Here is a 24,736-nt window from a genome sequence, read left to right as displayed (position 1 = left end):
ATGCTCGCGCGCCTCGTCACCTTGCCGCTGTTTGTGATCCTCATGGGAATGGGGGCGGCGCTGATGTTCGTGCCGGCGCTTTTCGGGCTGATCAACGAAGAATTCGCGGATGCGCGGGCGTTTTTCTACGGCGGGGTGATTTTCCTCATTCTGGCCAGCTTTGTCGGCATCGCCTCTGCCAATCGGGTGGTCAAACGCCAGTCGCGCGCGCATCTGCTGACCCTGCTTGCGGCCTATACCGTCTTGCCGCTGATCCTCGCGGTGCCGGTGGTGGAGGGCTTTGTGCCGGTGCCGCTGTTTGATGCCTGGTGGGAAATGGTGTCGGCCTTTACCACCACCGGGGCGTCGCTTGCGCCCGATCCCGGCGCGGTCACCGACACCCAGTATCTGTGGCGTGCGCTGGTGGGCTGGGCGGGGGGCTTTTTCGCCTGGGTCACCGCCATCGCCATTCTCGCGCCGCTCAACCTGGGCGGATTCGAGGTGCTGTCGGACGGGGGTACGGGCCAGACCATCCGCTCGACCACGACGAAACGCATCGACAGCGCCATGCAGGGCAGCAGCGGTGGCTTCAGCCAGATCACCCGCGTGGCCGATACCTCCGAGCGCTTGTTGCGTTACACGGGGCGGTTGTTTCCGATCTACACGGGGTTGACGCTGGTGCTCTGGCTTGCACTTGCGGTCACGGGCACCGCCCCCTTCGTTGCCTTTTGCCACGCGGCCTCCACCCTTGCGACCTCGGGGATCTCGCCCGCAGGCGGCCTGACGGAAACCCGCGGCGGCTTTTTTGCGGAGGCGCTGATCTTTGCCTTCATGTGGCTCGCCATTTCGCGCAAGACCTTCACCTCCGACCATCCCACGGCCTATAAAGTGCCGCTTTCGGCCGATCCGGAAATGAAGATGGCCTTGCTGGTGATCACCGTGCTGCCGCTGTTGCTCTTTGTGCGTCACTTCATCGGCGTGGTCGAAGTCGAGGGCGGCTCGACGGTGCTTTCTGCCCTTTCTGCGCTGTGGGGCGGCGTATTCATGGTGCTGTCCTTTTTGACCACCACCGGCTTTGAAAGCGCAAGCTGGGAGGCCTCGCGCCTGTGGTCCGACCTCACGGCGCCGGGCTTGTTGCTGGTCGGGCTGGCGATGATGGGGGGCGGGGTGGCGACCACGGCGGGGGGCATGAAATTGCTGCGCGTCTATGCGCTGATCCGCCACGGCGAGCGCGAACTCGAGAAAATGGTGATGCCCCATTCCGTGGGCGGCGCCGGTGCGCAGGCGCGCCGCATCCGCCGTCAGGGGGCCTATGTGGCGTGGGTGTTTTTCATCCTCTTTGCCAGTGCCGTTTCGGGGGTCATGCTGGCGCTGTCGCTCTTTGGCGTGGGGTTTGATCAGGCGGTGGCCCTTTCTGTGGCGGCGCTGACCACCACGGGGCCGCTTGCGCAGATCGCCCCTGCAACCCCTGTGATCTATGCCAGCCTCTCTGATCCGGTGCGGGTCATCTTGGCCTTTGCGATGATCGTGGGGCGGCTGGAAACGCTGGCCTTTGTGGCCATCCTCAATCCCGAGTTCTGGCGCTAGGCAAAACGCGCGCGCTGCTGGGCGTCGCGCAAGCGCTACATTTTTGCCGCATGTGCGCAAATGCACGCAGGTCACGCGCTTTAGGGGCTGGAAACCCTGAAATTAATTGTCATACTTGCCTGAAGTGCTGCCGCCCGAGGGGCAGTCCGCAACATAAGCGCAAGAAAACAAGGCAATTTATAATGGCTGGCGATAAACAGAACCTTCAGGATGCGTTCCTAAATCATGTCCGCAAGACCAAGGTTCCCGTAACTATTTTCCTCATCAACGGTGTAAAACTCCAAGGCGTGATTACATGGTTTGACAACTTCTGTGTGTTGCTGCGTCGCGATGGCCAATCCCAGCTTGTCTACAAGCACGCTATTTCGACCATCATGCCCGCACAGCCGATCAACCTGTATGATGGTGAAGAGAGCTAATTGGAAGAACACGCAAGCAAGCCGACACGGGCTTGGGTTCTGCACCCCGATGTGAAAAACGACCGCGACCGGCGTGAAGCCGAAGTCGCGCTTGAAGAAGCTGTGTCTCTGGCCGCCGCTTTGCCGCATCTTGAGGTCGTAGGCTCCGAAATCGTTCCCGTGCGCAAACCCGAGCCCGGCACGTTGTTTGGCAAGGGAAAACTCGAAGAACTGGCCTTTCGTTTGTCGCAGGCCGAGGTCGACCTTGTGCTGGTTGACGGGCATGTGACGCCGGTTCAACAGCGCAATCTTGAAAAACAGTGGAAGGTGAAGCTGCTCGATCGCACGGGCCTGATCCTTGAAATCTTCTCGGATCGCGCGCGCACCCGTGAGGGCGTGTTGCAGGTCGAAATGGCCGCGCTGTCCTATCAGCGCACGCGGCTGGTGCGGGCCTGGACCCACCTTGAACGCCAGCGCGGCGGGCTTGGGTTCGTGGGCGGTCCGGGCGAGACGCAGATCGAGGCGGACAGACGCGCGATTGACGACCAGCTTGTGCGGCTGCGCAAACAGCTTGCCAAAGTGGTCAAGACCCGCGAATTGCACCGCGCCTCGCGCGCCAAGGTGCCCTTTCCGATTGTGGCGCTGGTGGGCTATACCAACGCCGGAAAATCGACGCTGTTCAACCGCGTGACCGGGGCGGATGTCTTTGCCAAGGATATGCTTTTTGCCACGCTCGATCCCACGATGCGCGGCGTCAGCTTGCCCGCCCCCCAAGGCGGCACCGAGCGCGAGATCATCCTGTCCGATACCGTGGGGTTCATTTCCAACCTGCCCACCCAGCTTGTCGCGGCCTTTCGCGCCACGCTTGAAGAGGTGCTGGATGCTGATCTGATCGTGCATGTGCGCGACATCGCCAGCCCCAATTCCGAAGAGCAGGCCGATGATGTGCGCGACATTCTAACCAAGCTTGGCGTCAAGGAAAACGCGCCGCTTCTGGAGGTCTGGAACAAGATCGACCTGATGGAGCCGGGCGCCCATGAGGCCATGCGCACCCGCGCAGCCCATCACGACAATATCTTTGCCATCTCGGCGCATACAGGCGAGGGGGTCGAGGAGTTGCTCGGAGCGATTTCCGGCTGGTTCGAAGAAGAAAAAATCGCCCGCGAGGTCGTTTTGCCTTTTTCGGAGGGGCGCAAACGGGCCTGGCTGTTCGAGGAGGGCGTGGTGGAAGGCGAAACCATCGAGGAAGACGGCTATCGCCTTGAGGTCCTCTGGACGCCGCGTCAGGAAAAGAACTTTCGCGAGATTTGAAAAAGGCCCCGGTGAGGGGCCTTTTTTCCGAGCCTGTCCGGGTGACTAGCGCGTCGCAAGGTAGTCGCCGGCAACGTAACCGGTGACGTCAGGCGTGTCTGTCAGGGACACGCGGCACCAGAGCTGCCCGACCTCGGTGACGCAATCGCGCCGCGTCAGCGCTGTGCCATCGGGCAGGCCCATCAGGATCGAATAGCCCAGCCCCGGACCCGCGCGCAGCTTGAGCAGGTCATCGGGGCCGGTGCCGCTGACCACGACGGCCGTCCCGCCAATGGCGCCGCAGCCGGTCAGGGCAAGCACCGCAAGCCCCGTCAAAATGGCACATTTTCGCATCGTTGAACCTCATTTCCTATCTGCGGACAGGCATAAAACCCGGGCGGCTGTGATCCAAGTGTTTTCAGCGCATCGCACGCCTGCGGGCAAAGTCTAGCCTGCGTCGTTCAACAGGGTCATCGCGGCCTCGGAGAGGTCCAGATCCACCGCTTTGACCAGCGTTTCCAACTGGCTTGGCTTTGACGCCGAGGCGATCGGTGCCGTGACGCCCTCCTTGCGCATCAACCAGGCCAGCGCGATTTCCGCATGCGAGGCACCTGTGTCTTGCGCGACCGTGTCCAGCGCGTCGAGCAGGCGCAGACCTTTGTCGTCGAGGTATTTGCCCACCATCCGCGCACGCTGCCCGCTGACATCTTCGGGGCGGCGGTATTTGCCCGTCAGAAATCCGGCGGCGAGGGAGAAATAGGTGATCACCCCGATTTCGTTGTCCACGCAGTATCGCGCCAAGGGGCCTTCGAACCCTGCGCGATCGTAAAGATTGTATTCGGGTTGCAGAACCTCGTAGCGCGGCAGATTGGCCTGCTTGGCGGCACCCTGTGCGGCCTCCAACTGCGCGGCGTCCAGATTGGAGCCGCCAACGGCGCGAACTTTTCCGGCCTGGATCAGCTTGTCATAGGCGGCCAGCGTTTCCGCATAGGGCGTATCGGGATCGGGAAAGTGGCTCAGGTAGAGATCGATGTAGTCGGTCTTGAGGCGCGAGAGGCTGTCTTCCACCGCGCGTTCGATCCAGCGCGCGCTCAGCCCCGCGCCATCGGGCATCTGCGAGCCCACTTTGGTGATCAGGGTGATCTTGTCGCGCTTGGCGGGGTTTGCGGCCAGCCAGTTGCCGATCACGGTCTCGCTTTCGCCGCCCGTGTTGCCATCGGCCCAGGCAGAGTAGACATCGGCGGTGTCGATCGCGTCCAGTCCCGCATCGACGAACCCGTCGAGCAACTTGAAAGAGGTTGTTTCATCGGCGGTCCAGCCAAAGACGTTGCCGCCAAAAACCAGCGGGGCGATTGAAAGGCCGCTACGGCCAAGGGTGCGTTTTTCCATCTCGAAACTCCTGCGTCACTCCGGTTCCCATTCACTTAGGGCGCGGGGGGCCTTGCGCCAAGGGGCAGGAAGGCAGGTAGGAAGGCTGGCGCAGGGTGCCCGGCGCGTTGCTGCAAACTGTATGGAAACTGTATCGACACAGTCACCCATACAGTTTAGCGCGCGCCGCTTTCCCCTTGGGACCGGATCACCGTCACGCCAGTGGCCGCCGCGCGCGCCAGTTCGGGATCAAGCGACATGGGCACATATTCCCCGCGCCGCCACTGCTCGCCCAGATCGTCGTAATGCCGGCTGAGGAAATGGCCCGATTGCCCGCTCGAGAGAACAAAGACAGAGCTGTCGGGATCGGCAAAATCATAAACGCCGCGATAGACGGCCGCGTGGACATTCACAAACGGATCGCGCCCCGTGCCGCGCGTCACGCCGCGTTGCAGGGTGTTGTCGCCGCCCGAGGTCGGCTGGCGCAGGTTCACAAACCAGCGCAGGACCGGCATGCGCCCCAGAACGCCGTGGTTTTGCTGGGCCTCATGGGCCGTCCCCCATTGCAGGCTTTCAAGCGCGCCGCCATAGGTCTGGTCGATCCACAAAAGCGCATCATCCAGCGCAAGGCGCGCAATGTCGGTGCAGGTTTCATCCGCCGCCGATTGCAGCACATCGCACCAGATCGCCGCCCCTTGGGCATTGCGGTAGACGCGCTCGATAAACACGGGATCGACATGGGTAAATTTCGCCGCAAGCGGCCCCAATTCGTCCTGGATCAGGCGCTGTTGCAGCGCGCGCATCCAGGCCGAATAGATCAGCGGCTCGGGCAGATGCTCGCTCATCTCGCCGTTCCATGCGGCCAGCATATCGAGCGCCTGTTTGCGCCGCTCCTCAAGCGTGCCCTCGGGGGCGGCTTCGCCGGTGTACCACAGATCGGCGGCCACCAGCGGCAAGAGCGCGCGCGCGGCGTTGGAAACCGTGTCATTTTGCGCTTCGATAAAGCTTTCGCGCGTGTGGACCTCGCGACTTTGCATCAGGCGCGACCAGCGTAAAATCCGCTGCGTGTCGCCCCACAGATAGGACATGTGCTCGGGAAAGGGGCGGTTGACGGTTTTGTTGTTGGTATTGCCGATCAGCCCGCCCGCAGGATTGCGGCTGACGGGCCAGTCGGCCACATCCATCCAGCCGTGCCAGCGGTTGATGTCGGCCCATCCCGGAGTCGGCAGGCGCCCGAGGGACTGGTTGGCCGGATCGCGCAAGGGCACGGCGCCTGCGCTGACCATCGCGATGTTCCTTGCATCGGCAAAGACGATATTCATCGCGGGGGCAACCAGACTGTGGCTGGCGGTGATGCCCTCATCGACGGTTTGCGCCCCCATGATGTCCAGCGCCGCCGTGATCGAGGTGTCGGCCTCCGAGAGCACCGTCGCAGAGAGCGACACCACGTAGCCCGGCGGCGTGATGGTGCCCAGATCAAAGACGGATGGCGGCAGGATCGGGCCGTTTTGCGACCATTGGCGTTGCAGCGTGATGGGCTCTGCGTCCTTGATGCGGATGATCGAGGGGCGGGTGGTCAGGGGCGCATATCCGGTCGGGGTTTGCACTTCGCGCGGATTGTCGGGGTTTACCTGTTCGATATGCAGGTCCATGTCGTCGGTAAACGCCGCCGCAATCCCCCAGCCCAAAGCCGCCGAGCGCCCCGACAGGATGGCCGGAACGCCGGGCATCGTCGCGCCGATCACCCCGCCCGAGGACAGTTCCAGGCGCGCCAGATACATCGGCGCGGGCGCGGTCAGATCCATATGCGGATCATTGGCCAGCAAGGTGCCCCCCGAGGCCGAGCGCGCAGGGCCTGCCGCCCAGACGTTGGAGGCCGCGCCAAAGGGGCTGGCGGCGAAATGCAGGAAGGCCAGATCGGCCTGCGCGACCTCGGTCGTGGCGTTGTGCAGTTGGGGAAACAGCGCGCCATAGCGGGGCAGGTCCATCGTCCCGGCACCGGGCGTGTCGGGCAGGATGTCGCGCACACGGTCCTGCGACAGCGTCAACGACACCCGCGCGCGCAGCACCTCATCCTTGAGGTGATAGGCGTTCTGCACGGCCACAAGTTTCAACAGGGCGATGGAATCGCTCGGTTGCCAGGGGGCAATTTCAAAGGGGTAAAAGAAAAACTCCGGTGCGCCGCGCCCGCGCGCGCCCGCGTTCACTTCGCGCAGCCACGCGTTCACCCCGTCGCTATAGGCCTGAAGGGCGGCTTGGGTTTGGGGGCTTTGGGCCGAGAGGGAGGCCTGCGCGAGGCGGTAGATATCCAGGCGGCGCATCAATTCGTCCGAGGCGAGCGTTGTGCGTCCGAAAACTTCGGACAATTTGCCCTGCGCGGTGCGGCGCATCATCATCATTTGCCACAAGCGGTCCTGCGCATGGGCAAAGCCGAGGCCGTAGTAGACTTCGCGATCCGAGACGCCGAAAATATGGGGCACATCGGCATTGTCGCGCACGATTTCGATCTGGTCGACGGGATCGCTGACACGGTAGGTCGCATCGTAATCGGGCAGGGAGCGCGCCGCGAGCCAATAGCCCATCCACAGGGCCGCCAGCGACAAGACCGCGGCCGCCACAAGGAGACGCAAAAGCCAGCGAAAGAATTTGGCCATAGGGGAGCTACCTTCGAAGAAGCTAAGGGGTGCACGTGCAGGGCCGTCTTGCGGGAATGCCTGTTGACGCGCGCGCCGCGGCGTTTACGTTTCGTGCATCTTTAAGCCAATGCGGCACGCGGTAAAAGGCCCCTCACGGTCTTTCGATCCGCGCCCTGGCCGACCAGCACGCCCGGGCGCGGATCGCGGCGTTTGGGGCAACACAAAGGATATCACGATGGCAACACTTACCTTTCTGGGCCTTGGCGTCATGGGCTACCCGATGGCGGGGCATCTGGCCGCCATGGGACATGACGTTTGTGTCTACAACCGCACGGCCGCCAAAGCCGAGGCCTGGGCCAAAGAGCATGGCGGCCGGTTCGCGCCGACACCGGCACAAGCGGCGCGCGGGGCTGACATCGTGTTTTCCTGTGTGGGCAATGACGACGACCTGCGTTCGGTGGTGCTGGGGGAAAACGGCGCTTTGGCGGGCATGGCATCGGGGGCGATTTACGTCGATCACACAACAGTCTCACCCAAAGTGACCCGCGACCTTGCAGCGCAGGCGCAGGCGCAGGGGATCGGCTATGTGGATGCACCGGTCTCTGGCGGGCAGGCGGGGGCCGAAAACGGTGCGCTGTCGGTGATGTGCGGCGGCGCACAGGCCGATTTTGACCGCGCCGCGCCAATCATGGAGGCCTATGCCAAAATCTGTCGCCGTCTGGGCGAGGTCGGCGCAGGGCAGGTGACCAAAATGTGCAACCAGATCGCCATCGCAGGATTGGTCCAGGGCCTGTCGGAAGCCCTGCTGATGGCGGAGAAATCCGGCCTTGACGGCGAAGCGGTGGTCGAGGTGATTTCTCAAGGCGCGGCCGGCAGCTGGCAGATGGCCAACCGTCACAAAACCATGCTGGCCGACGCGTTCGAGCACGGGTTTGCGGTGGATTGGATGCGCAAGGATCTGAAAATCTGTCTGGAAGCGGGCGATGAGGTCGGCGCAAGCCTGCCTGTCACCGCGCTGGTCGACCAGTTCTACAAAGAGGTGCAGCTGATGGGGGGCGGACGCTGGGACACCTCTGCGCTGTTCAAGCGCCTCAAGGCACTGGGCTAGACTGCAGCACTGGGGGTGCGGCGCGCGCGGGGGTGTAGGCCTTGACAGGGTGCAAGCGCGGGTGAACATTCGTTCTGTTGCAGAATAATTTGATGCGAGGCATGGCATGAACCCACAAAGCGACGGTGCGCTCCCCCTGACGCAGGAGGCTTTGGATCCACAGCGCGTGATGCCGCTGCGCGACATCCGCGCCGCCCTGATGCGGATGAATATGTCAGCAGATGCCAAATCTCTGTTGTTGAAGCTTGCCGATGTCACCTGTGTGATCGGCGGTAAAACCCTCGCCATCGGGCGCAAGATTGTCGAAATCTGCCTGGTCCTGCTGCGCAGCTTTCCCAATCTGATGTTCGGGGCGATGGTCGCGGCCTTGATGAGCCTTGTGATTGGCGCCGTTCCGCTTCTGGGGCCCGCGCTTAGCGTTTTGCTGACGCCGTTGATGCTGGCGGTTGGTATCGGCGCCGGGGCCTTGGCCGATATCATGCAGGGGCGTGTCGGGGCAGGCATGACAGCGTTTTGCGACGCGCTGGAAATGACGGTGGCACAGGCATAAGATGACAACCACACTGGAAGATTTCGAGGGCATCGACGGTGTCGTCGCGGATGATTTGCGGTTTCGCATGAAACTGGGGATCGGCGCGGATGCCTATCGGTCTTTGCGCTACTCCAGGCGGGTGATGGAGCTATGGGATGTCGGCGGGGTGGCGATGGCCGACGCCAATTTCGCCGCGACATCGACCACGCTCGGCGGTTTTTTCGGAGGCTCTGGCATAATGGCGACCCTTGGGGTGGCAACGGCGGCAACACCGGTTGGCTGGACGATCGCGGCCGGCCTGGTCACTGCAAGCGCCTATTTCGGCGTGACGCGGCTGGCGGGAAGTTATGCCGGTACGCGCGTCGTCTCGGTGCCGGTTTTCATCAACACGCCCGTGGACATTTTGGGCGTGACCCTTGTCGACATGATCGGCACGCTTGCAGTCAAGATGAGTGAAATCGACGGCCATGCGGATGAGCGGGAATTGCAGGTCATCAAAGACTATTTCGTCGAGGAGTGGGGCATTGATGCGCGCTATGCGTCGCGTGCCATCAACCTGATCGCCGAAAATGACGCCAAAATTTCCCTGCGCGAAAGCGCGACGGCGCTTGGGGCCTTTGTGCGCGACGCCGAAGATTGCAACGCCGAGGTGATGCGCAAGGACTTGATGGCGCTCTTGCACGAGATTGCGCTTGCCGATGGCAAGCTGGACGAGCGCGAAGAGCTTGCGTTGGAAAAGATCGACGAGATTTTGCGCACCGAAATCAATATGTCGATCAGCCGGACCCTCAACTTTGTCGGCAAGGGCGTGTCCGAAGGTGCGGGCACTGCCGCAGGACAGGTGGCCAAAGGCGCGGAGGCGGTTGCGCAGGGGCTTGGCACGGGCGCGCGCAATGTCTCTACGCGGGCCGGGTCTTTGTTGTACAGTGCGCGAAAAGCGACCGCGCAAGTGTCAGATGCGACCGAACGCCTGTCGCGCGGCGTTGCAGGCCGGCTGGGGAGCGGTTTGGGGAGCGCTCTGTCGCGCCGGCTCAAGTTAAAAGGCACTCAAGAGGAATAGCGCTGCAGGAATAGCGCCGCCTGCCATGGTCGAAAGCGCCCGCAAATGCGGGCGCTTTTCTGGTATTTCTGGCGCGTTCTCGGCGTTTTTAGGGGATGATGCGCGTGTATTTGGTGCCGCGCACGGTTGCGCCCGCGATCAGACCCGCCTGACCGAAGACAACCGCAATCACAGGTGCGCGCGATGTGGTGGTTTCCGCCGTCAGGTTCTCGCCGCGATTGGCGATGGCATATTCCACATCCGCGCCTGCCGCCCAACCCGCCGAGGAGCGGAATTCCGACAGGGCCGCGTTGGTCATGAAGAACAAAACATGGGCGTATTGCTGTGCGCCGATCTGCAAGCCAAAGCTCGCTTGGGCGGAATTATAGTAATCCACCGTTGTGTTGCCCACCCGAAGCGCGCCGCGCCCGTAAGCGCCGCCAAGGCCAAACCCCGCTTCGGTGATCAGCGGCATGACCAGAATGCCCACCGATTTGTCGCGCAACTGCTGCGTGCCGGGAAAGTCGTTATAAAGGTAGTTCAGCGTGGCATCGACGCGCGCGTCGATCGTCGCGCCGCCGTTCGAGCTGATGGAATTGTTGCAGGCCGCAAGGCCAAGGGCAGAGGCGCCAAGCGCCAGAAACCGCCGCCGGGTCGGGGGCAGGTGCACCGCCTGCTGGGTGGAAATATCGCTCATGTCACTGCTCTCTTTCGTCCGCTTGGCACGGAACCTATGATTGATCCTTTGATTGTGCACAGATTAGCGCCAATCCTGCCGGTTTGTCACCCGCAGATGCGTCTTTTGCGATAGATCAGCGGGACCTCGCGCGCGCGTCCTTTGGTGTTTTGACATCACGCGCGGCCCATGGCGGCAAACCACGGAAAAACCCGTGCCCGGATAAAGGGCCAAAGCGCGGGCGCGCCGCGCGCGATCTTGTCGCCCACGCGGGTGTCAAGCTGGGCCAAAGTCACGTCATAGGTCCGCCAGGACCCGCCGTCACTGGCCAGATTGTGCAGCACCGGCTGGGCGCGGTCGATGGATTTGGCAAAAATTGCCGTCGGACTTTGGGCCGCCTCGAAAGCGTCCCACGTGGCGCGAAACTCTGTGGCTGTGGCCCGGGGCAGCAGCCCGAACAAACGGTGCGCCGCTTTGAGTTCGGCGCGCGCCTGGGCGGCTTGGGCGGCGGGGTCCACCGCACCGTGGATCGGGGTGTCCCCCGCGTCCACTTCGACGATGTCGTGCAACAAAAGCATCCTCAGCGCCAGCGCAAGATCAACCTGCGGGGCGGCCAGATCGCCAAGCGTGAGCGCATAGAGCATCACATGCCAGCTATGTTCGCCCGTGTTTTCGGGGCGCGAGCCGTCCGCAATGGGCGTGGCGCGCAGCACGGATTTGAGCTTGTCGGCCTCGCACCAGAAGGCAAAGCGCGCGGCCAGATCCTCCTCCCCGGGGCGCTCTTCGAAGCGGTCGATGCAAAACCGGTAGAGCGCGGGCACAATGGCGGCGGTTTTCGTTGCGCGCCCCGCGGTCAGGTTGCGCCAGACGATCTCGCGTTCCTCATCGCTCTGCTCTGGCGCGCCAACGGATTGCAGCACAGGTGTCAGGAAATCCACCGCCTTGGCATAGCGCGCGGTGGGCGTCTGCATCGCTTCGAATTCCTGCCACAGCGCCAGAAAGCGCGCGCGCAGATCCTCGGGCAAAAGCCCGTAAATGCGCGTGGCGGCGCGGGCTTCGGCCTCGGCCACCTCGACGGGGTTGTGGAAAATATGGATCGGGTGGTCGCCTGCATCGATTTCGACGATATCATGCAGCAACAGCATGGTGATGGCGCGGTCGACATCGACGCCCGTCTGCGCAAGGGGGGCGAAAACAGCAGCCGCAAGGGCGGCATGCCAGCTATGTTCGGCGGAGTTTTCGAACCTTGCGCGGTCCATCGTCTGATTGGCGCGCTCGACCGTTTTCAGGCGGTCGGCTTCCATCAGAAAGGCAAATTGGGCGTCGAGGCGGGCGGTTGATCCCGCCTCGAAAGACTGTGTCAGCGTCATTTCTAGTCGTTGCCGCTGTCCTGCGGGGCCTCGGTGCGCGCACTGCCGGTCCTGATTTCGCGGATGCGCGCCTCGAGAAAAGCCCGCCCGCGCTGTTCGGCCATGCGCACGCGGGCGGCGGTCAGAAACGCCTCCTGCGTGGTGGTCGAGGTGGCACCGATCACCCGTGCGACTTCGGCCACGAGCTGGTCGTCGCCGGTTTCGGCCATGGCCTCGATCGTGTCGCGCGCCAGCGCATCGGCTAGGTCGTTCGTCGCACTCATGATGGGTCCTTAGCGGCTGTTTTCGGTCAGGCGACGGCGCACATAGCCATCCACCGATCCGATCATGGTTTCCATATGCGGGTCTTCAAAGAAATGCCCCGCACCCTCGACTTGTTCGTGGGTGATGGTGATGCCTTTTTGCTCGTGCAGCTTGTTCACCAGCGTTTCGGTGTCCTTGGGCGGGGCCACACGGTCGGCGGTGCCGTTGATGATCAAACCCGAAGACGGGCAGGGCGCCAGGAACGAAAAATCGTACATATTCGCGGGCGGAGCCACGGAAATAAAGCCGGTGATTTCGGGGCGGCGCATCAGCAATTGCATGCCGATCCATGCCCCGAAGGAAAAGCCCGCAACCCAGCAATGTTTGGCATTGGGGTTTTGCGATTGCAGGTAATCCAGCGCCGAGGCCGCATCGGACAATTCACCAATGCCCTGATCATATTCGCCCTGCGAGCGGCCCACCCCCCGGAAATTGAACCGCAACACGGTAAAGCCCATGTTGTGGAAGGCATAATGCAGGTTGTAGACGACGCGGTTGTTCATCGTGCCGCCAAACTGCGGATGCGGGTGCAAGATGATGGCGATGGGGGCGTCGCGCTCGCGCTGGGGGTGATAACGGCCTTCAAGCCGGCCTTCGGGGCCGGGAAAAATCACTTCGGGCATCGGGTCCCTGTCTCCTGCAGCGCGGTGCGCTTGGTCTGGTTTCGCGCAGGCGCGGGGCCTGCAACGATCTTCGTTGAACGGCGCGAGGCCGCAGTGTCTTGTCCGCGCTTTGTCGTGGCCGCTTTGACGGGGGCGCAGGGGCCCCGACAACGCGGGGCTGGCAACGGTTGCGTCTGTCCAGCACAGCTCTAGGGGGGTGGTGGAATTCGCTGGGGGAATTCCGCGACCTTCATTCTTGACGAATTCGGTCAGGCACCTTAGAACAATTCTAAACAGTGGCAACGACCCACAGTCGGTGGCCGCGCACGGGTGACACGGAGGTAAGCGTCAAAGGCCTCTGCGTCAATGATGGATGGGGATTCTCGCGCGGTTGGGGGCGGTTTTTTGCTGTCGCTGACGGGTATTAGGCCCAAAGCGGGCAGTATTTCGCGCTCAGGCGGTGCTGGTTGGCTGAACGGGCGAGGTTCAGGCGGGCTGCGGGCAGGCTGCAAACGGGCTGCCGACGGGCGGGCAACGGGACTGTGTCGGTACGCTGTGTGTGGGTGCTGTGTGTTTCCTAACCGCGCCCTGCGCGCTAGGAATGTGCCAGAAAACGGGGGCGCCTGCCTGTGGCAGGAGATGCCTTGTAACGACGGGTTGGAGAACGGGCGATGAAACTGAGTACAAAGGGGCGCTATGCGATGGTCGCTCTGGCTGATCTGGCGCTGCAAAAAGAGGGCAAGCTGTTGTCTTTGGCGGAGATTTCCAAGCGACAGGATATTTCGCTGCCCTATCTCGAACAGCTTTTCGTCAAGCTGCGCCGCGCGGGTCTGGTGGATTCGGTGCGCGGACCGGGCGGGGGCTATCGCCTTGCCAAGATCCCGTCGGAGATTCGGGTGAGCGACATTCTGGAGGCGGTCGATGAAACCGTGTCGGCGATGCACACCGGCGCAGGGGCATCGGGCGGCGTGTCGGGCAGCCGCGCGCAATCGATGACCAACCGCCTGTGGGAAGGGCTTTCGGCGCAGGTCTATGTCTTTTTGCACCAATCGCGCCTCTCGGATGTGGTGACCAACGAACTAAGCCCCTGTCCAGCCGTGCCCAACCTGTTTGTGGTCGTGGACGAATAGAGCCGTCGTCGAACACCGAGTGACAAACGAAAAGAGTCTGACGTGAGCAATCGCCCATACCTTGACTGGAATGCCACAGCGCCGCTGCACGATGCGGCGCGCGCGGCCATGATCGCGGCCATGGATGTGCTCGGCAATCCCTCAAGCGTGCACAGCGAAGGGCGCGCGGCCAAGGCGCTTTTGGAACGCGCGCGCACGCAGGTGGCGCAGGCCTTCGGGGCAGAGGGGGCTGACATCGTCTTCACCTCGGGCGCGACCGAAGCTGCCGGATTGGCGCTGGCGGGGCGGGACCTGCACTGTTCGCATGTCGAACACGAAGCGGTGTCTTCGTGGTGCGTCGTGGATGCGCCGGTCGATGCTGCGGGGCAGGTCTGCGTGGCTGATCCGGCCCGCGCGGCGCTTCAACTGGCCAATTCGGAAACGGGGATCGTGCAGGACCTGCCGCAGGGGCTGGCGGTTTGTGATGCCACGCAGGCCTTTGGCAAATTGCCAATCGCCTTCAACTGGCTGGGCTGCGACATGGCGCTGGTGTCGGCGCATAAACTGGGCGGGCCCAAAGGCGTCGGGGCGCTGGTCCTCAAGCAGGGTTTGGATGTCACTGCGCAGATCATGGGCGGCGGTCAGGAAATGGGACGCCGCTCGGGCACCGAAAACCTGATCGGGATCGCAGGCTTTGGTGCTGCGGCAGAGGCGGCGGCCCAGGCCCAGGCGCAGGGCGTTTGGGACGCGGTGGCCGAGATTCGCGACCATCTGGAGGCACGGCTGTTGGAGGCCGCGCCCGAGGGGATCGTGGTCGGGCAGGGACAAAAGCGGCTGGCAGGCACGGTGAATTTCGTGACCCAAGGCTGGAAGGGCGAAACGCAGGTCATGCAGATGGACCTTGCCGGTTTTGCGGTTTCGGCAGGATCGGCCTGTTCGTCGGGCAAGGTGCGGGCAAGCCGTGTCTTGCGGGCGATGGGCCTGAACGATAGTCAGGCGTCAAGCGCGCTCAGGGTCTCGATCGGGCCGGGCGTGACGCGCAACGATGTGGACCGTTTTGCGGACGCATGGGCGCAGGCGCATAAAAGATACAAGGCCCGCGCCGCGTGAGGCGGTGCGCGCAATCAACGAGACAAGAGGGCACAACTGCCCCGCAACGCACATGAAGGAGCATCCCGATGGATGACATTCAGGTCAAAGACGGCGTCGAAGAGGAAACGGTTGCGGCCGTAAAAAACCTTGCCGGCACCTATAAATACGGCTGGAACACCGAAATCGAGATGGAATACGCCCCCAAGGGGCTGACCGAGGATATCGTGCGCCTGATCTCGGCCAAGAACGAAGAACCCGAGTGGATGCTGGACTGGCGTCTGGCGGCCTTCGAGCGCTGGAAAACGCTGGAAGAACCCGATTGGGCGATGGTGAGTTACCCCGAGATCGATTTTCAGGACCAATATTACTACGCGCGTCCCAAATCCATGGCAGAAAAGCCCAAATCGCTCGACGATGTGGACCCCAAGCTGTTGGAAACCTACAAGAAACTCGGCATCCCGCTGAAAGAGCAGCTGATCCTTGCGGGCGTCGAGGGCGCCGAAGAAATCGCTGCCGACGGCGAGAATTCCGAGCGCAAAGTGGCGGTCGATGCGGTGTTTGACTCCGTGTCTGTGGGCACGACGTTCCAGAAAGAACTCAAAGCTGCCGGCGTGATCTTCTGCTCGATTTCCGAGGCGATCCGCGAGCATCCCGAGCTGGTGAAAAAATACCTCGGCTCGGTCGTGCCCGTGTCGGACAACTTTTATGCCACGCTGAACTCGGCGGTCTTTTCGGATGGCTCCTTTGTCTACATTCCGCCCGGCGTGCGCTGCCCGATGGAACTGTCGACCTATTTTCGCATCAACGCCGAAAACACCGGCCAGTTCGAGCGCACGCTGATCATCGCGGACAAGGGCTCTTTCGTGTCCTACCTCGAAGGCTGCACCGCCCCGCAGCGCGACGTTGCACAGCTTCACGCGGCCGTGGTCGAGATCGTGATCGAGGAAGACGCCGAAGTGAAATATTCCACCGTGCAAAACTGGTTCCCCGGGGACGAGAACGGCAAGGGCGGCATCTACAACTTCGTGACCAAGCGCGCCGATTGCCGCGGGGATCGTGCCAAGGTGATGTGGACGCAGGTCGAAACCGGCTCTGCGGTGACGTGGAAATACCCTTCTTGCGTGCTGCGCGGCAACGACTCTCAGGGTGAATTCTATTCCATCGCCATCACCAACAACATGCAGCAGGCCGACACGGGCACCAAGATGATCCATCTGGGGCGCAACACCAAGTCGCGCATCGTGTCCAAAGGCATCTCCGCGGGCAAGGCGCAAAACACCTATCGCGGCCAGGTGACCATGCACCCGCGCGCGCAAAACTCGCGCAATTACACGCAGTGCGACAGCCTGTTGATCGGCGGCGATTGCGGGGCGCATACCGTGCCCTACATCGAGGTGCGCAACAACAGTTCGCGCGTCGAACACGAGGCGACCACCTCGAAGGTGGATGACGACCAACTCTTTTACTGCCGCTCGCGCGGGATGGACGAAGAGGAGGCCGTGGCGCTGGTGGTGAACGGGTTCTGCAAGGAAGTGCTGCAAGCGCTGCCGATGGAATTCGCGATGGAAGCCCAGCAACTGGTCGCCATCTCGCTTGAAGGTTCGGTGGGCTAAGGGAGGCGTGGCATGAGCTATCTGCAACTGCAACAGGTGCTGCTGGGCTCTGGCGGTGTGGCGGTGGGGATTTTCCTCGGCGCGGTCATCGGGCTGAGTTTTCGTGCGCGCAGCGCGGGCACCGACGGGCTGTTTCGCGGCTCGGTTTATGCCACCGCCTTCATCGCCTCGGCTTTGGCATTCTTTGCCTCCGTCGTCATCCGCATCTTCTTTTAAGCGAGTCCCATGTCCGTCACCCCCTCCCTCAACGCCGGTCCCAAAGCCGCCAAGCCGCTGCGCGCGATCGCCAAGATCCCGCCAGAGGGGCCGCCGTTGACCTTTGTGCCGGAGGTTGCGCAATGGGTGCGCGCGCATTACGAGCGCGCTTCGGTGATTTTGGAATACGGGTCTGGCGGTTCGACCGCGCTGGCGGCAGGGATGGCCGGCAAGACCGTCTTCTCGGTGGAAAACGCGCGCAAGTGGCACAACATGATGCGCAAGCATTTCGAGCGCCACCCGCCCGCCGCCGATCTGCACCTGCATCTTGCCCCCATTGGCCCCACCAAAGACTGGGGCTTTCCCGAAACGACCGCCAAATGGCGCAGTTTTTGCGAGTATCCGCTGGGGGTTTGGGGGCGCGAGGATTTCAAAGCGCCCGATCTGGTGCTTATCGACGGGCGGTTTCGTGCGGGATGTTTTCTGGCGGTTTTGCTGGAAAGCCCGCGGCCCGTGACGGTGCTCTTTGATGATTACGCCAAACGGGCAGAGGAATATGCGATCTGCGAAAGTTTTGCGCCGATCGTCGAGCGCCGTGGCGATATGGTGAAATTCGAATTGAGCCCCCAAAGCCTGCCGCGCGGGCGGCTGCTTGAGGTGATCAAAGCCTTTCAGAGGGCGTTGTGATGGGGATCAGTGACATGAAAAAAATCGCACTGCCATCGCGCGACAGGGGCAATTTGCCTAAAATTCGCCGCAAATTCTTGCGATCCTTCGGGCGTAATGTACCCAGAGGAGTCCAAGGTTATGGACCAACAAAAGCAGAATTTTCAGGATCGCCTGTTGCGAACCGGCAAGACTGTCACCGGCCCCGCGTTGAGCACATCGACTCTCGCAAGCGAGCGCAACAAACGCATCTCGACCTTGATGACCGCCACACCCAAGGGCAAGAGTTCCCCCGCGCAGCGCAGCTTTGCCAAGGCGCTGTCCGTGCTTGGGCTCGGGCTTGCGCTTGGCATGTCGGTGGGGCTGGGATGGACCCAACAGATGCCGCTCAGCGATTTGTTGAGCAATGTCAAACAAGTGGCAGCGCGTTTCTAGCGCGCGCCACCCGCCACACAGAAAACACACGAAATCAGACCGTACAAATGTACGACACCCTCGCCGGATCGCATCCGTGCGGGGCTGTTGTGCTGTCCAATTGAAAGGCCAAAAAATGTTGGAAATCAAAAACCTGCATGTGAAACTTGAAGAAGAGGACAAGCAAATCCTCAAAGGCATGTCGCTCAAGATCGGTGAGGGCGAAGTGCACGCCATCATGGGGCCCAACGGCTCGGGAAAATCGACGACCTCCTATGTGCTGTCGGGCCGTGACGGCTATGAAGTCACCGAAGGTTCGGCAACGCTCAACGGCGAGGAATTGCTGGACATGGACCCCGAAGACCGCGCCGCTGCGGGCCTGTTCCTGGCCTTCCAGTATCCCGTCGAAATCCCCGGCGTGGGCAATATGACCTTCCTGCGCACCGCCGTGAACGCGCAGCGCAAAGCGCGCGGAGAAGACGAATTGTCGGCGGCCGAATTCCTCAAAGAGGTCCGCGCCAAAGCCAAAACGCTGAAAATCGACGCGGATATGCTCAAGCGCCCCGTCAATGTCGGCTTTTCGGGCGGCGAGAAAAAGCGCAACGAAATCCTGCAGATGGCCATGCTTGAGCCGAAAATGTGCATCCTCGACGAAACCGATTCAGGTCTGGATGTCGATGCGATGAGACTTGTGTCGGACGGCGTGAACGCCCTGCGCGATGGCAAGCGGTCCTTCCTTGTGATCACGCACTACCAGCGTCTGCTCGACTACATCAAACCGGATGTTGTCCACATCATGTCGGACGGGAAAATCATCAAAAGCGGGGGTCCCGAACTGGCACTCGAAGTCGAACACAACGGCTATGCGGACCTGCTTGCGGAGGCCGAATAATCATGGCGCGCGCTGATCTGAAACAACGCAAACTCGACGCCACCACCGAGCGGCTGCGCGATTTCGCCATGCCTGCGGGGGGCAAATGGGCCCGGGAAGCCCGCGAGGCGGCTTTGCTGCGCCTTACGGGCATGGGCCTGCCAACCAAACGCGACGAATACTGGCGCTGGACCGATCCCAGCAGCCTGATTTCCCCCGACGACCGTCGTGCGGCGGTGTTTGATGCGGGCGAGCCACGCCCCTTTACCGACATCGACGCGCTGAAAATCGTCTTTGTCGACGGGGTGTTTGACGCTGAGGCGTCGGATGAGCTTGCGGGGGAAAACCTTGAAATTACCCGTCTGGCCGAGGCCACACAGGCCGATATCCACTGGGCGTCCAGCGTGTACGGCGTGCTTGAGGAACGGGGGCAGACGCCGGTGGAGCGCCCGCTTGGCGCGCTGAACACGGCCTTTGCGAGCGACGGGATTTGCATCCGTGTCAGTGGCGTTGTGACCCGTCCGGTCAACATCACCTATCTGCACGCCAGCGAAACCTCGGATGCGGTGCTGCATCACGTGGTCAAACTGGAAGAGGGCGCGGCGTTGACGCTGCTGGAAAACGGTCCTGCTGCTGCGCGGTTCAACAAATGCATCGAGGTTGAAATTCCCGATGGTGCCAAGTTCAACCACGTGCGCACCCAGGGGCGCGATCACGAACGCCGTGCGGTGACGCATCTCTACGCGCGTCTGGGGTCGAATGCGGCCTTCAAAAGCTTCACGCTGACCGCCAACGGCGTGCTGACGCGCAACGAGGTGGTGCTGGAGCTGGTTGGCAATGACAGCATGGCCCATGTCGCCGGTGCGGCTTTGGGGGACGGCGATTTTCACCACGACGACACCGTGTTCATCACCCATGACGCCGAGCGCTGCGAAAGCCGTCAGGTGTTCAAAAAGGTGCTGCGCAACGGGGCAACGGGCGTGTTCCAGGGCAAGATTCTCGTCAAGAAAGACGCGCAGAAAACCGATGGCTACCAGATCAGCCAGTCGCTTTTGCTGGATGATGACAGCCAGTTTCTAGCCAAGCCCGAGCTGGAAATCTATGCCGATGACGTGGTTTGTTCCCACGGTTCGACCACGGGCGCGATTGACGAGCAGGCGCTCTACTACATGCGCTCGCGCGGTGTGCCCAAGACCGAGGCCGAGAACCTGCTGACGCTCTCGTTCCTCGCTGAAGCCATCGCCGAAATCGAAGACGAAGCGATTGCCGCGGACATCAACGACCGGCTGGTGGCATGGCTGGCCCGTCGCGGCCATGGCAAGGGCTGAGGCGACCCGCGTGTCCCTCATTCCCGATATCCTGCGCAGCTACCGCGCGCCGCGAGAGGTCTTGCGGCGCCGGTTGTCCCATGCCGACGAGCGCCACGCGATCGGCATCCTGATCCTGGCCTGCCTGATGATCTTCGTGGCGCAGTGGCCCGTGAACGCCCGTGCAGCCTACCTTGATCCCAGCATTCCACTGGGCGGGCGACTGACGGGGGCAGGGGTTGCGTGGATGATGATCGGCCCGATCCTGCTCTACGCTTTGGCCACGCTGTCGCATCTGGTGGCGCGGCTGTTTGGCGGCGCGTGCCTGTATTTTGACGCGCGATTTGCCCTGTTTTGGGCCTTGCTCGCCGCCTCGCCCGTGTGGCTTCTTTGGGGGCTGGCGGTTGGCTTTGCCGGGGCCGCCCATCCCGCCGCGCAGGCGATTTCCCTGATTGCGTTTGCGGTCTTCATGGCCTTCTGGCTGATCGGCCTCATCCATGTCGAACGCTCCCCCGTCCATCCGAGAGGCACCGCCTGATGTTTGACGTCCAAAAGATCCGCGCCGATTTTCCGATCCTGTCGCGCGAAGTCAACGGCAAGCCGCTGACCTATCTCGACAACGGCGCTTCGGCACAAAAGCCGCAGGTGGTGATCGATGCAATCACCCGGGCCTATTCCCATGAATATGCCAATGTGCACCGCGGCTTGCATTATTTATCGAACCTTGCGACCGACCATTACGAAAGCACGCGGGCCAAAGTGGCGCGGTTTTTGAATGCGGGTCACGAGGATGAGATCCTCTATACCAGCGGCACGACGGAGGGCATCAATCTGGTGTCTTACGCCTGGGGCATGGAAAACTTGCGCGCGGGCGACGAGATCGTTCTGTCCATCCTCGAGCATCACGCCAACATCGTCCCGTGGCATTTTTTGCGCGAACGGCTGGGGGTGGTGCTGACCTGGGTCGATTGTGCCCCCGATGGCAGCCTCGACCCACAGGCGGTGATCGACGCCATGGGCGCAAAGACCAAACTGGTCGCCGTCACCCAGATGTCGAATGTCACGGGCACGCGGGTGGATGTCAAAACCATCTGTCACGCCGCGCGCGAACGGGGCATCGCGACGCTGGTCGACGGCTCGCAGGCGGCGGTGCACGGACCTGTGGATGTGCAGGACATCGGGTGCGATTTCTACCCGATCACCGGCCATAAACTTTACGGGCCCTCGGGATCGGGCGCGATTTACATCCGTGCCGAACGCCAGGCGCAAATGCGCCCCTTCATGGGCGGGGGCGACATGATCGACACAGTGGGGCGCGAGACCATCACCTGGGCCAAACCACCGCTCAAGTTCGAAGCGGGCACGCCCGGTATTGTGCAAACCATCGGGTTTGGCGTGGCGCTCGACTACCTGATGGGGCTGGGTATGGACCAGATCGCCGCCTATGAGGCCGGGCTTGCCGCCTATGCCACCGAGCGGCTCGCCACCCTGAACTGGCTGTCGGTGCAAGGGACGACCGCTGACAAAGGCGCGATCTTTTCCTTCACGATGGAAGGGGCACATGCGCATGACATTTCCACTGTGCTCGACAAACGCGGCGTTGCCGTGCGCGCCGGTAGCCACTGCGCCATGCCTTTGATGGAGCATCTGGGCCAGAGCGCGACCTGCCGGGCGTCCTTTGCGATGTACAATACCCGCGACGAGGTCGACACGCTGGTCTCCGCACTGGAACTCTGTCGCGATCTTTTCGGCTAGACCAAAATCTTCGTCGAAGATTTTGCCACGGCATTTTCTTCGACGAAGAAAATGACCCCGCGCGGCGCAAGGCGATTGCAGGGGCCAAATCTTTGCCCTATACCGCCGCCCAAGGCACCCATAGCTCAGCTGGATAGAGCGCTGCCCTCCGAAGGCAGAGGCCGCAGGTTCGAATCCTGCTGGGTGCACCACAACATCCCAAAAGATGCCTGCCAATGAAGCATAAGCTTGCACGTTTCGTGCGGTTTTCATGCACATCCCTTGTCAAGAGGTATTCCGGCTAATCACTGAGCCGCCAGTCAGGCAAAGCGAAATGGTCACCGGTCAGGCAAAGCGAAATGGTCACCAGTCAGGCAAAGCGAAATGGTCACCGGTCCAAATGCCAGGCACTGACAGGAAAGGCAGGAAGGCGGATTTCGCCGCAGGTACGCACTCATCCCGGATACACTTCGGAAGCGGACATGCAGCCTACTCGCGACAACGGGTACCTCGAAAGGGGTGCGGGGAGGCTGAGATGAAAATCGGCGGGGCCTGCAAAACGCAGGACCATCGTCAACTCAGCTCAAAAAATATCTAAATGAATCATGGTGGCAATGTCGTCCAGTGGCCCCATGCGAATGAGCTTCCCGCCCCCCACATCAGCCCCCTGCACGACAAGTCGGCGCTCGTCTTGGTATGCGTACCGAAAGTGCTTCGTTGTGGCCACGTTAGGGACTCCAGAAGGCGGGAAATATGGGTCCAGATAAGTCACATCTGCGAAGTAGGAACGTGCGCCGGGAAGCTGCTGTTCAACGGCGCAGAGCAACCGTTTCTCGAACTCCGCAGGATGGTTGATGATCACCGCGCCCGTCGCACCCCAGTCTGCAATCATGCGAAGCTCTGGTGTCTTCCCCAAGCAGTACAGGCCGTATGCGTCGATGCTCAAGCGTATGGCGAAAACATGGTCACGCTCTTCGTCGGGCACATCTTGCGGGTTGGCAACCACACGACGGACTTCCTCTGTGGAAAGGATGCCCTTGACCTCTATCGAACATTCGTCGTCCTGAACGGCGAAGATGTCCGAGTCCGTGAACCGTTTCGCCGGTTGGATCATCAGCGCACCTTCGTTAAAGAGGCCCTGCATATGGTCAAGCCGTCCGAACCGTAGCAGGCAGCGGGGGGAGGCAGCCGAGAACGGCTGTCCGGCTCGTTTGATCCTTGCCCGACGTGGTTCATCGAATGGCAGCATCTCCTTGAATGGCTTTCCGGTGAATTTGGCCGAGTAGGACCCATGCCGTAAGCGAAGCTCTTCTGCACATTCTGTCAACCGAACGCATAACTCCGCGAGGGTCTGCCCTTTCACGAGGACAATCAGCGCGTCAACGCTGACCCGCACAGTATTGTTCACAATGTCCGCAAGCCGCTGCTCAAGCTCCGCGTCGCTAGCCCGTCGAAGATAGCGAGTCTGACGATAGTTCTCAATAATCTGGCGGGTCGGATCAGAATTCATTTCAGAGTAGACATTGCGCCGTTGAAAGGTGGACTGCCAGCTTGAAAGGCCTCGTCGGCCTCTGTGCATGCTTATGCCTTGCGGCGAGAAATTCTGCCAAATAGCTTACTGAAATTGAATATAAAATTCCAATCTACAGCAACGCCGACTTATCTGGGTGTGAAAACTTATGGTGCATTGGCAAAAGCGCGATCTTCACAACAGATCAGGCCGCGTCACACCTTGTAGTAGTCGCGATACCAGGCAACAAAAGCCTTCACCCCTTCGGTGACGCGGGTTTTGGGGCGATAGCCGGTCAGGGTTTTCAACAAATCCGCGTTGGCCCATGTGGCGGGAACATCGCCCGCTTGCATCGGCATCAGGTTTTGTTTCGCGCGGCACCCCGTGGCCGCCTCGATCGCCTTGATGAAATCCACCAGTTGCACGCAGTCCGAGTTGCCCAGATTCACCACCCGCCAGGGCGCGACGGGCGAAAGGCTGTCGCCTTCGGGCACCTCCCTGTTGGCTGGGCGTTCGGGGATGGCGTCCATCAACAGGCGAATGCCCTCTACCAGATCGACGACATAGGTAAAATCACGCTTCATATCGCCGTAGTTGTAGACGTCGATCGGATCACCGTTCAGGATCGCCTTGGTAAATTTGAACAAGGCCATATCTGGGCGGCCCCACGGGCCGTAGACCGTAAAGAACCGGAACATGGTCACCGGAAGGCCGTAGAGATGGGCATAGGAATGCGCCATGGCTTCGGTGGACTTTTTCGTCGCGGCGTAAAAGGAAATCTGGTGATCCGCGCGGTCAGTTTCCACATAGGGCATCACGTCATTCGCCCCATAGGCCGAGGAGGTGGAGGCGATCAGCAGATGCCGAGGCGGATGGGCCCGCGCCGCTTCGAGCAATTCAAAGGTGCCGATGATGTTGCTTTCCAGATAGCTGCGCGGATCCTCCAGCGAGTGACGCACCCCCGCCTGACCCGCAAGATGGATCACCACTTCGGGCGTTTCCTCGGCAAACAACCCCATCAGCAGACCAGGGGTTTCGACCTTGTCATGCACGCAACGGTAGTGGGGGGACTCCTTCAACATGGCTTCGCGCCGCTGCTTGAGGGCAACGTCGTAATAGTCGCTTAGCGCATCGACGCCGATGACCCGAAATCCCTCATCCAGCAAACGGCGGCACAAAAAATAGCCGATAAATCCGGCAGATCCGGTCACAAGTGCAGTTTTCATCGATCCGCTCCGCAGGGCTGGCGCGCGGCAAAAGGCGCGCTGGTGTGTCGAGGGCGCGCTCGGCGTCCTCTGCCTGGCCTTCCTATAGCTTGCTCGCCAGCGGGCTGCCGC

25 protein-coding genes and 1 tRNA gene are annotated in these 24,736 nt (G+C 61.7%); 17 read left to right on the top strand and 9 right to left on the bottom strand.

What is annotated here, in order from left to right; all coding sequences use genetic code 11:
- From AQS8620_RS08020 to hflX, 3 genes are all read left to right on the top strand, one after another.
- Positions 1-1,566 (top strand): TrkH family potassium uptake protein, encoded by a 1,566-nt coding sequence (locus AQS8620_RS08020; RefSeq protein WP_085836329.1) that lies wholly within the window; start codon positions 1-3, stop codon positions 1,564-1,566.
- A 182-nt stretch (positions 1,567-1,748) separates the two neighbouring features.
- The gene (hfq, locus tag AQS8620_RS08015; RefSeq protein ID WP_085836328.1) at positions 1,749-1,985 is read left to right on the top strand and encodes an RNA chaperone Hfq; all 237 of its coding nucleotides are present in this window, start codon (positions 1,749-1,751) and stop codon (positions 1,983-1,985) included.
- Positions 1,986-3,275, top strand: a complete 1,290-nt coding sequence (gene hflX, locus AQS8620_RS08010; RefSeq protein WP_085836327.1) for a GTPase HflX — start codon at positions 1,986-1,988, stop codon at positions 3,273-3,275. It begins immediately after the preceding gene.
- Positions 3,276-3,320: 45 nt separating this feature from the next.
- Here the strand turns inward: hflX and AQS8620_RS08005 are convergent, their stop codons facing one another.
- The 3 genes from AQS8620_RS08005 to AQS8620_RS07995 form a co-directional block, all read right to left on the bottom strand.
- The gene (locus tag AQS8620_RS08005; protein WP_085836326.1) at positions 3,321-3,608 is read right to left on the bottom strand and encodes an SH3 domain-containing protein; all 288 of its coding nucleotides are present in this window, start codon (positions 3,606-3,608) and stop codon (positions 3,321-3,323) included.
- A gap of 93 nt (positions 3,609-3,701) precedes the next feature.
- The gene (locus tag AQS8620_RS08000; RefSeq protein WP_085836325.1) at positions 3,702-4,643 is read right to left on the bottom strand and encodes an aldo/keto reductase; all 942 of its coding nucleotides are present in this window, start codon (positions 4,641-4,643) and stop codon (positions 3,702-3,704) included.
- Positions 4,644-4,798: 155 nt separating this feature from the next.
- A complete protein-coding gene (locus AQS8620_RS07995) occupies positions 4,799-7,276 on the bottom strand; it encodes a penicillin acylase family protein (protein WP_085836324.1) in 2,478 nt (825 codons plus the stop codon).
- 109 nt (positions 7,277-7,385) lie between these two features.
- On the opposite strand from AQS8620_RS07995, the gene AQS8620_RS07990 reads away from it, so the two are divergent.
- From AQS8620_RS07990 to AQS8620_RS07980, 3 genes are all read left to right on the top strand, one after another.
- Positions 7,386-8,366: an NAD(P)-dependent oxidoreductase gene (locus tag AQS8620_RS07990; RefSeq protein WP_143267474.1), complete on the top strand. Its 981-nt coding sequence runs from the start codon at positions 7,386-7,388 to the stop codon at positions 8,364-8,366.
- Positions 8,367-8,472: 106 nt separating this feature from the next.
- Positions 8,473-8,916 carry a hypothetical protein gene (locus AQS8620_RS07985; protein ID WP_085836322.1) on the top strand — a complete coding sequence of 148 codons (444 nt, stop codon included), beginning with the start codon at positions 8,473-8,475 and terminating at the stop codon, positions 8,914-8,916.
- Position 8,917: 1 nt separating this feature from the next.
- Complete coding sequence (locus AQS8620_RS07980; protein ID WP_085836321.1) at positions 8,918-9,958, top strand: TerB family tellurite resistance protein; 1,041 nt, start codon at positions 8,918-8,920, stop codon at positions 9,956-9,958.
- 88 nt (positions 9,959-10,046) lie between these two features.
- Here the strand turns inward: AQS8620_RS07980 and AQS8620_RS07975 are convergent, their stop codons facing one another.
- The 4 genes from AQS8620_RS07975 to AQS8620_RS07960 all read right to left on the bottom strand — a co-directional run bounded on the left by AQS8620_RS07975 (position 10,047) and on the right by AQS8620_RS07960 (position 12,909).
- Complete coding sequence (locus tag AQS8620_RS07975; protein WP_085836320.1) at positions 10,047-10,634, bottom strand: lipid-binding SYLF domain-containing protein; 588 nt, start codon at positions 10,632-10,634, stop codon at positions 10,047-10,049.
- Positions 10,635-10,789: 155 nt separating this feature from the next.
- A complete protein-coding gene (locus AQS8620_RS07970) occupies positions 10,790-11,983 on the bottom strand; it encodes an HD domain-containing protein (protein WP_085836319.1) in 1,194 nt (397 codons plus the stop codon).
- Positions 11,984-11,985: 2 nt separating this feature from the next.
- Complete coding sequence (locus AQS8620_RS07965) at positions 11,986-12,246, bottom strand: hypothetical protein (protein WP_085836318.1); 261 nt, start codon at positions 12,244-12,246, stop codon at positions 11,986-11,988.
- 9 nt (positions 12,247-12,255) lie between these two features.
- Positions 12,256-12,909 (bottom strand): alpha/beta hydrolase, encoded by a 654-nt coding sequence (locus AQS8620_RS07960; RefSeq protein WP_085836317.1) that lies wholly within the window; start codon positions 12,907-12,909, stop codon positions 12,256-12,258.
- A gap of 650 nt (positions 12,910-13,559) precedes the next feature.
- On the opposite strand from AQS8620_RS07960, the gene iscR reads away from it, so the two are divergent.
- From iscR to AQS8620_RS07905, 11 genes are all read left to right on the top strand, one after another.
- A complete protein-coding gene (gene iscR / locus AQS8620_RS07955) occupies positions 13,560-14,018 on the top strand; it encodes a Fe-S cluster assembly transcriptional regulator IscR (RefSeq protein ID WP_085836316.1) in 459 nt (152 codons plus the stop codon).
- 42 nt (positions 14,019-14,060) lie between these two features.
- Entirely contained in the window at positions 14,061-15,107 is a 1,047-nt protein-coding gene (locus AQS8620_RS07950; protein WP_085836315.1) for a cysteine desulfurase family protein, read from the top strand.
- Between the two features lie 68 nt (positions 15,108-15,175).
- The gene (gene sufB, locus AQS8620_RS07945; protein WP_085836314.1) at positions 15,176-16,702 is read left to right on the top strand and encodes a Fe-S cluster assembly protein SufB; all 1,527 of its coding nucleotides are present in this window, start codon (positions 15,176-15,178) and stop codon (positions 16,700-16,702) included.
- Between the two features lie 12 nt (positions 16,703-16,714).
- A complete protein-coding gene (locus tag AQS8620_RS07940; protein WP_085836313.1) occupies positions 16,715-16,918 on the top strand; it encodes a hypothetical protein in 204 nt (67 codons plus the stop codon).
- A 9-nt stretch (positions 16,919-16,927) separates the two neighbouring features.
- A complete protein-coding gene (locus AQS8620_RS07935; protein ID WP_234990420.1) occupies positions 16,928-17,584 on the top strand; it encodes a hypothetical protein in 657 nt (218 codons plus the stop codon).
- 120 nt (positions 17,585-17,704) lie between these two features.
- Positions 17,705-17,998, top strand: a complete 294-nt coding sequence (locus tag AQS8620_RS07930; protein WP_085836312.1) for a hypothetical protein — start codon at positions 17,705-17,707, stop codon at positions 17,996-17,998.
- A 115-nt stretch (positions 17,999-18,113) separates the two neighbouring features.
- Positions 18,114-18,869, top strand: a complete 756-nt coding sequence (gene sufC / locus AQS8620_RS07925; protein WP_085836311.1) for a Fe-S cluster assembly ATPase SufC — start codon at positions 18,114-18,116, stop codon at positions 18,867-18,869.
- A 2-nt stretch (positions 18,870-18,871) separates the two neighbouring features.
- Positions 18,872-20,176: a Fe-S cluster assembly protein SufD gene (gene sufD, locus AQS8620_RS07920; RefSeq protein WP_085836310.1), complete on the top strand. Its 1,305-nt coding sequence runs from the start codon at positions 18,872-18,874 to the stop codon at positions 20,174-20,176.
- Positions 20,177-20,186: 10 nt separating this feature from the next.
- Entirely contained in the window at positions 20,187-20,693 is a 507-nt protein-coding gene (locus AQS8620_RS07915; protein WP_085836423.1) for a hypothetical protein, read from the top strand.
- Complete coding sequence (locus AQS8620_RS07910) at positions 20,693-21,910, top strand: cysteine desulfurase (protein WP_085836309.1); 1,218 nt, start codon at positions 20,693-20,695, stop codon at positions 21,908-21,910. Before AQS8620_RS07915 ends, AQS8620_RS07910 begins: the two co-directional genes overlap by 1 nt.
- A gap of 114 nt (positions 21,911-22,024) precedes the next feature.
- Positions 22,025-22,101 (top strand) — tRNA-Arg (locus tag AQS8620_RS07905).
- A gap of 371 nt (positions 22,102-22,472) precedes the next feature.
- Here the strand turns inward: AQS8620_RS07905 and AQS8620_RS07900 are convergent.
- Both AQS8620_RS07900 and AQS8620_RS07895 read right to left on the bottom strand, forming a co-directional pair.
- Positions 22,473-23,399: a hypothetical protein gene (locus tag AQS8620_RS07900; RefSeq protein WP_085836308.1), complete on the bottom strand. Its 927-nt coding sequence runs from the start codon at positions 23,397-23,399 to the stop codon at positions 22,473-22,475.
- Between the two features lie 215 nt (positions 23,400-23,614).
- On the bottom strand, positions 23,615-24,625 hold the full coding sequence (locus AQS8620_RS07895) for an NAD-dependent epimerase/dehydratase family protein (RefSeq protein ID WP_085836307.1): 1,011 nt from the start codon (positions 24,623-24,625) through the stop codon (positions 23,615-23,617).
- Between the last annotated feature and the right edge of the window lie 111 nt (positions 24,626-24,736).

Source organism: Aquimixticola soesokkakensis (assembly GCF_900172375.1).
GTDB classification, from domain to species: Bacteria; Pseudomonadota; Alphaproteobacteria; order Rhodobacterales; family Rhodobacteraceae; genus Aquimixticola; species Aquimixticola soesokkakensis.
Note: the sequence above shows the minus strand (reverse complement) of the source record. Positions and strands in the feature narration are given on the sequence as shown.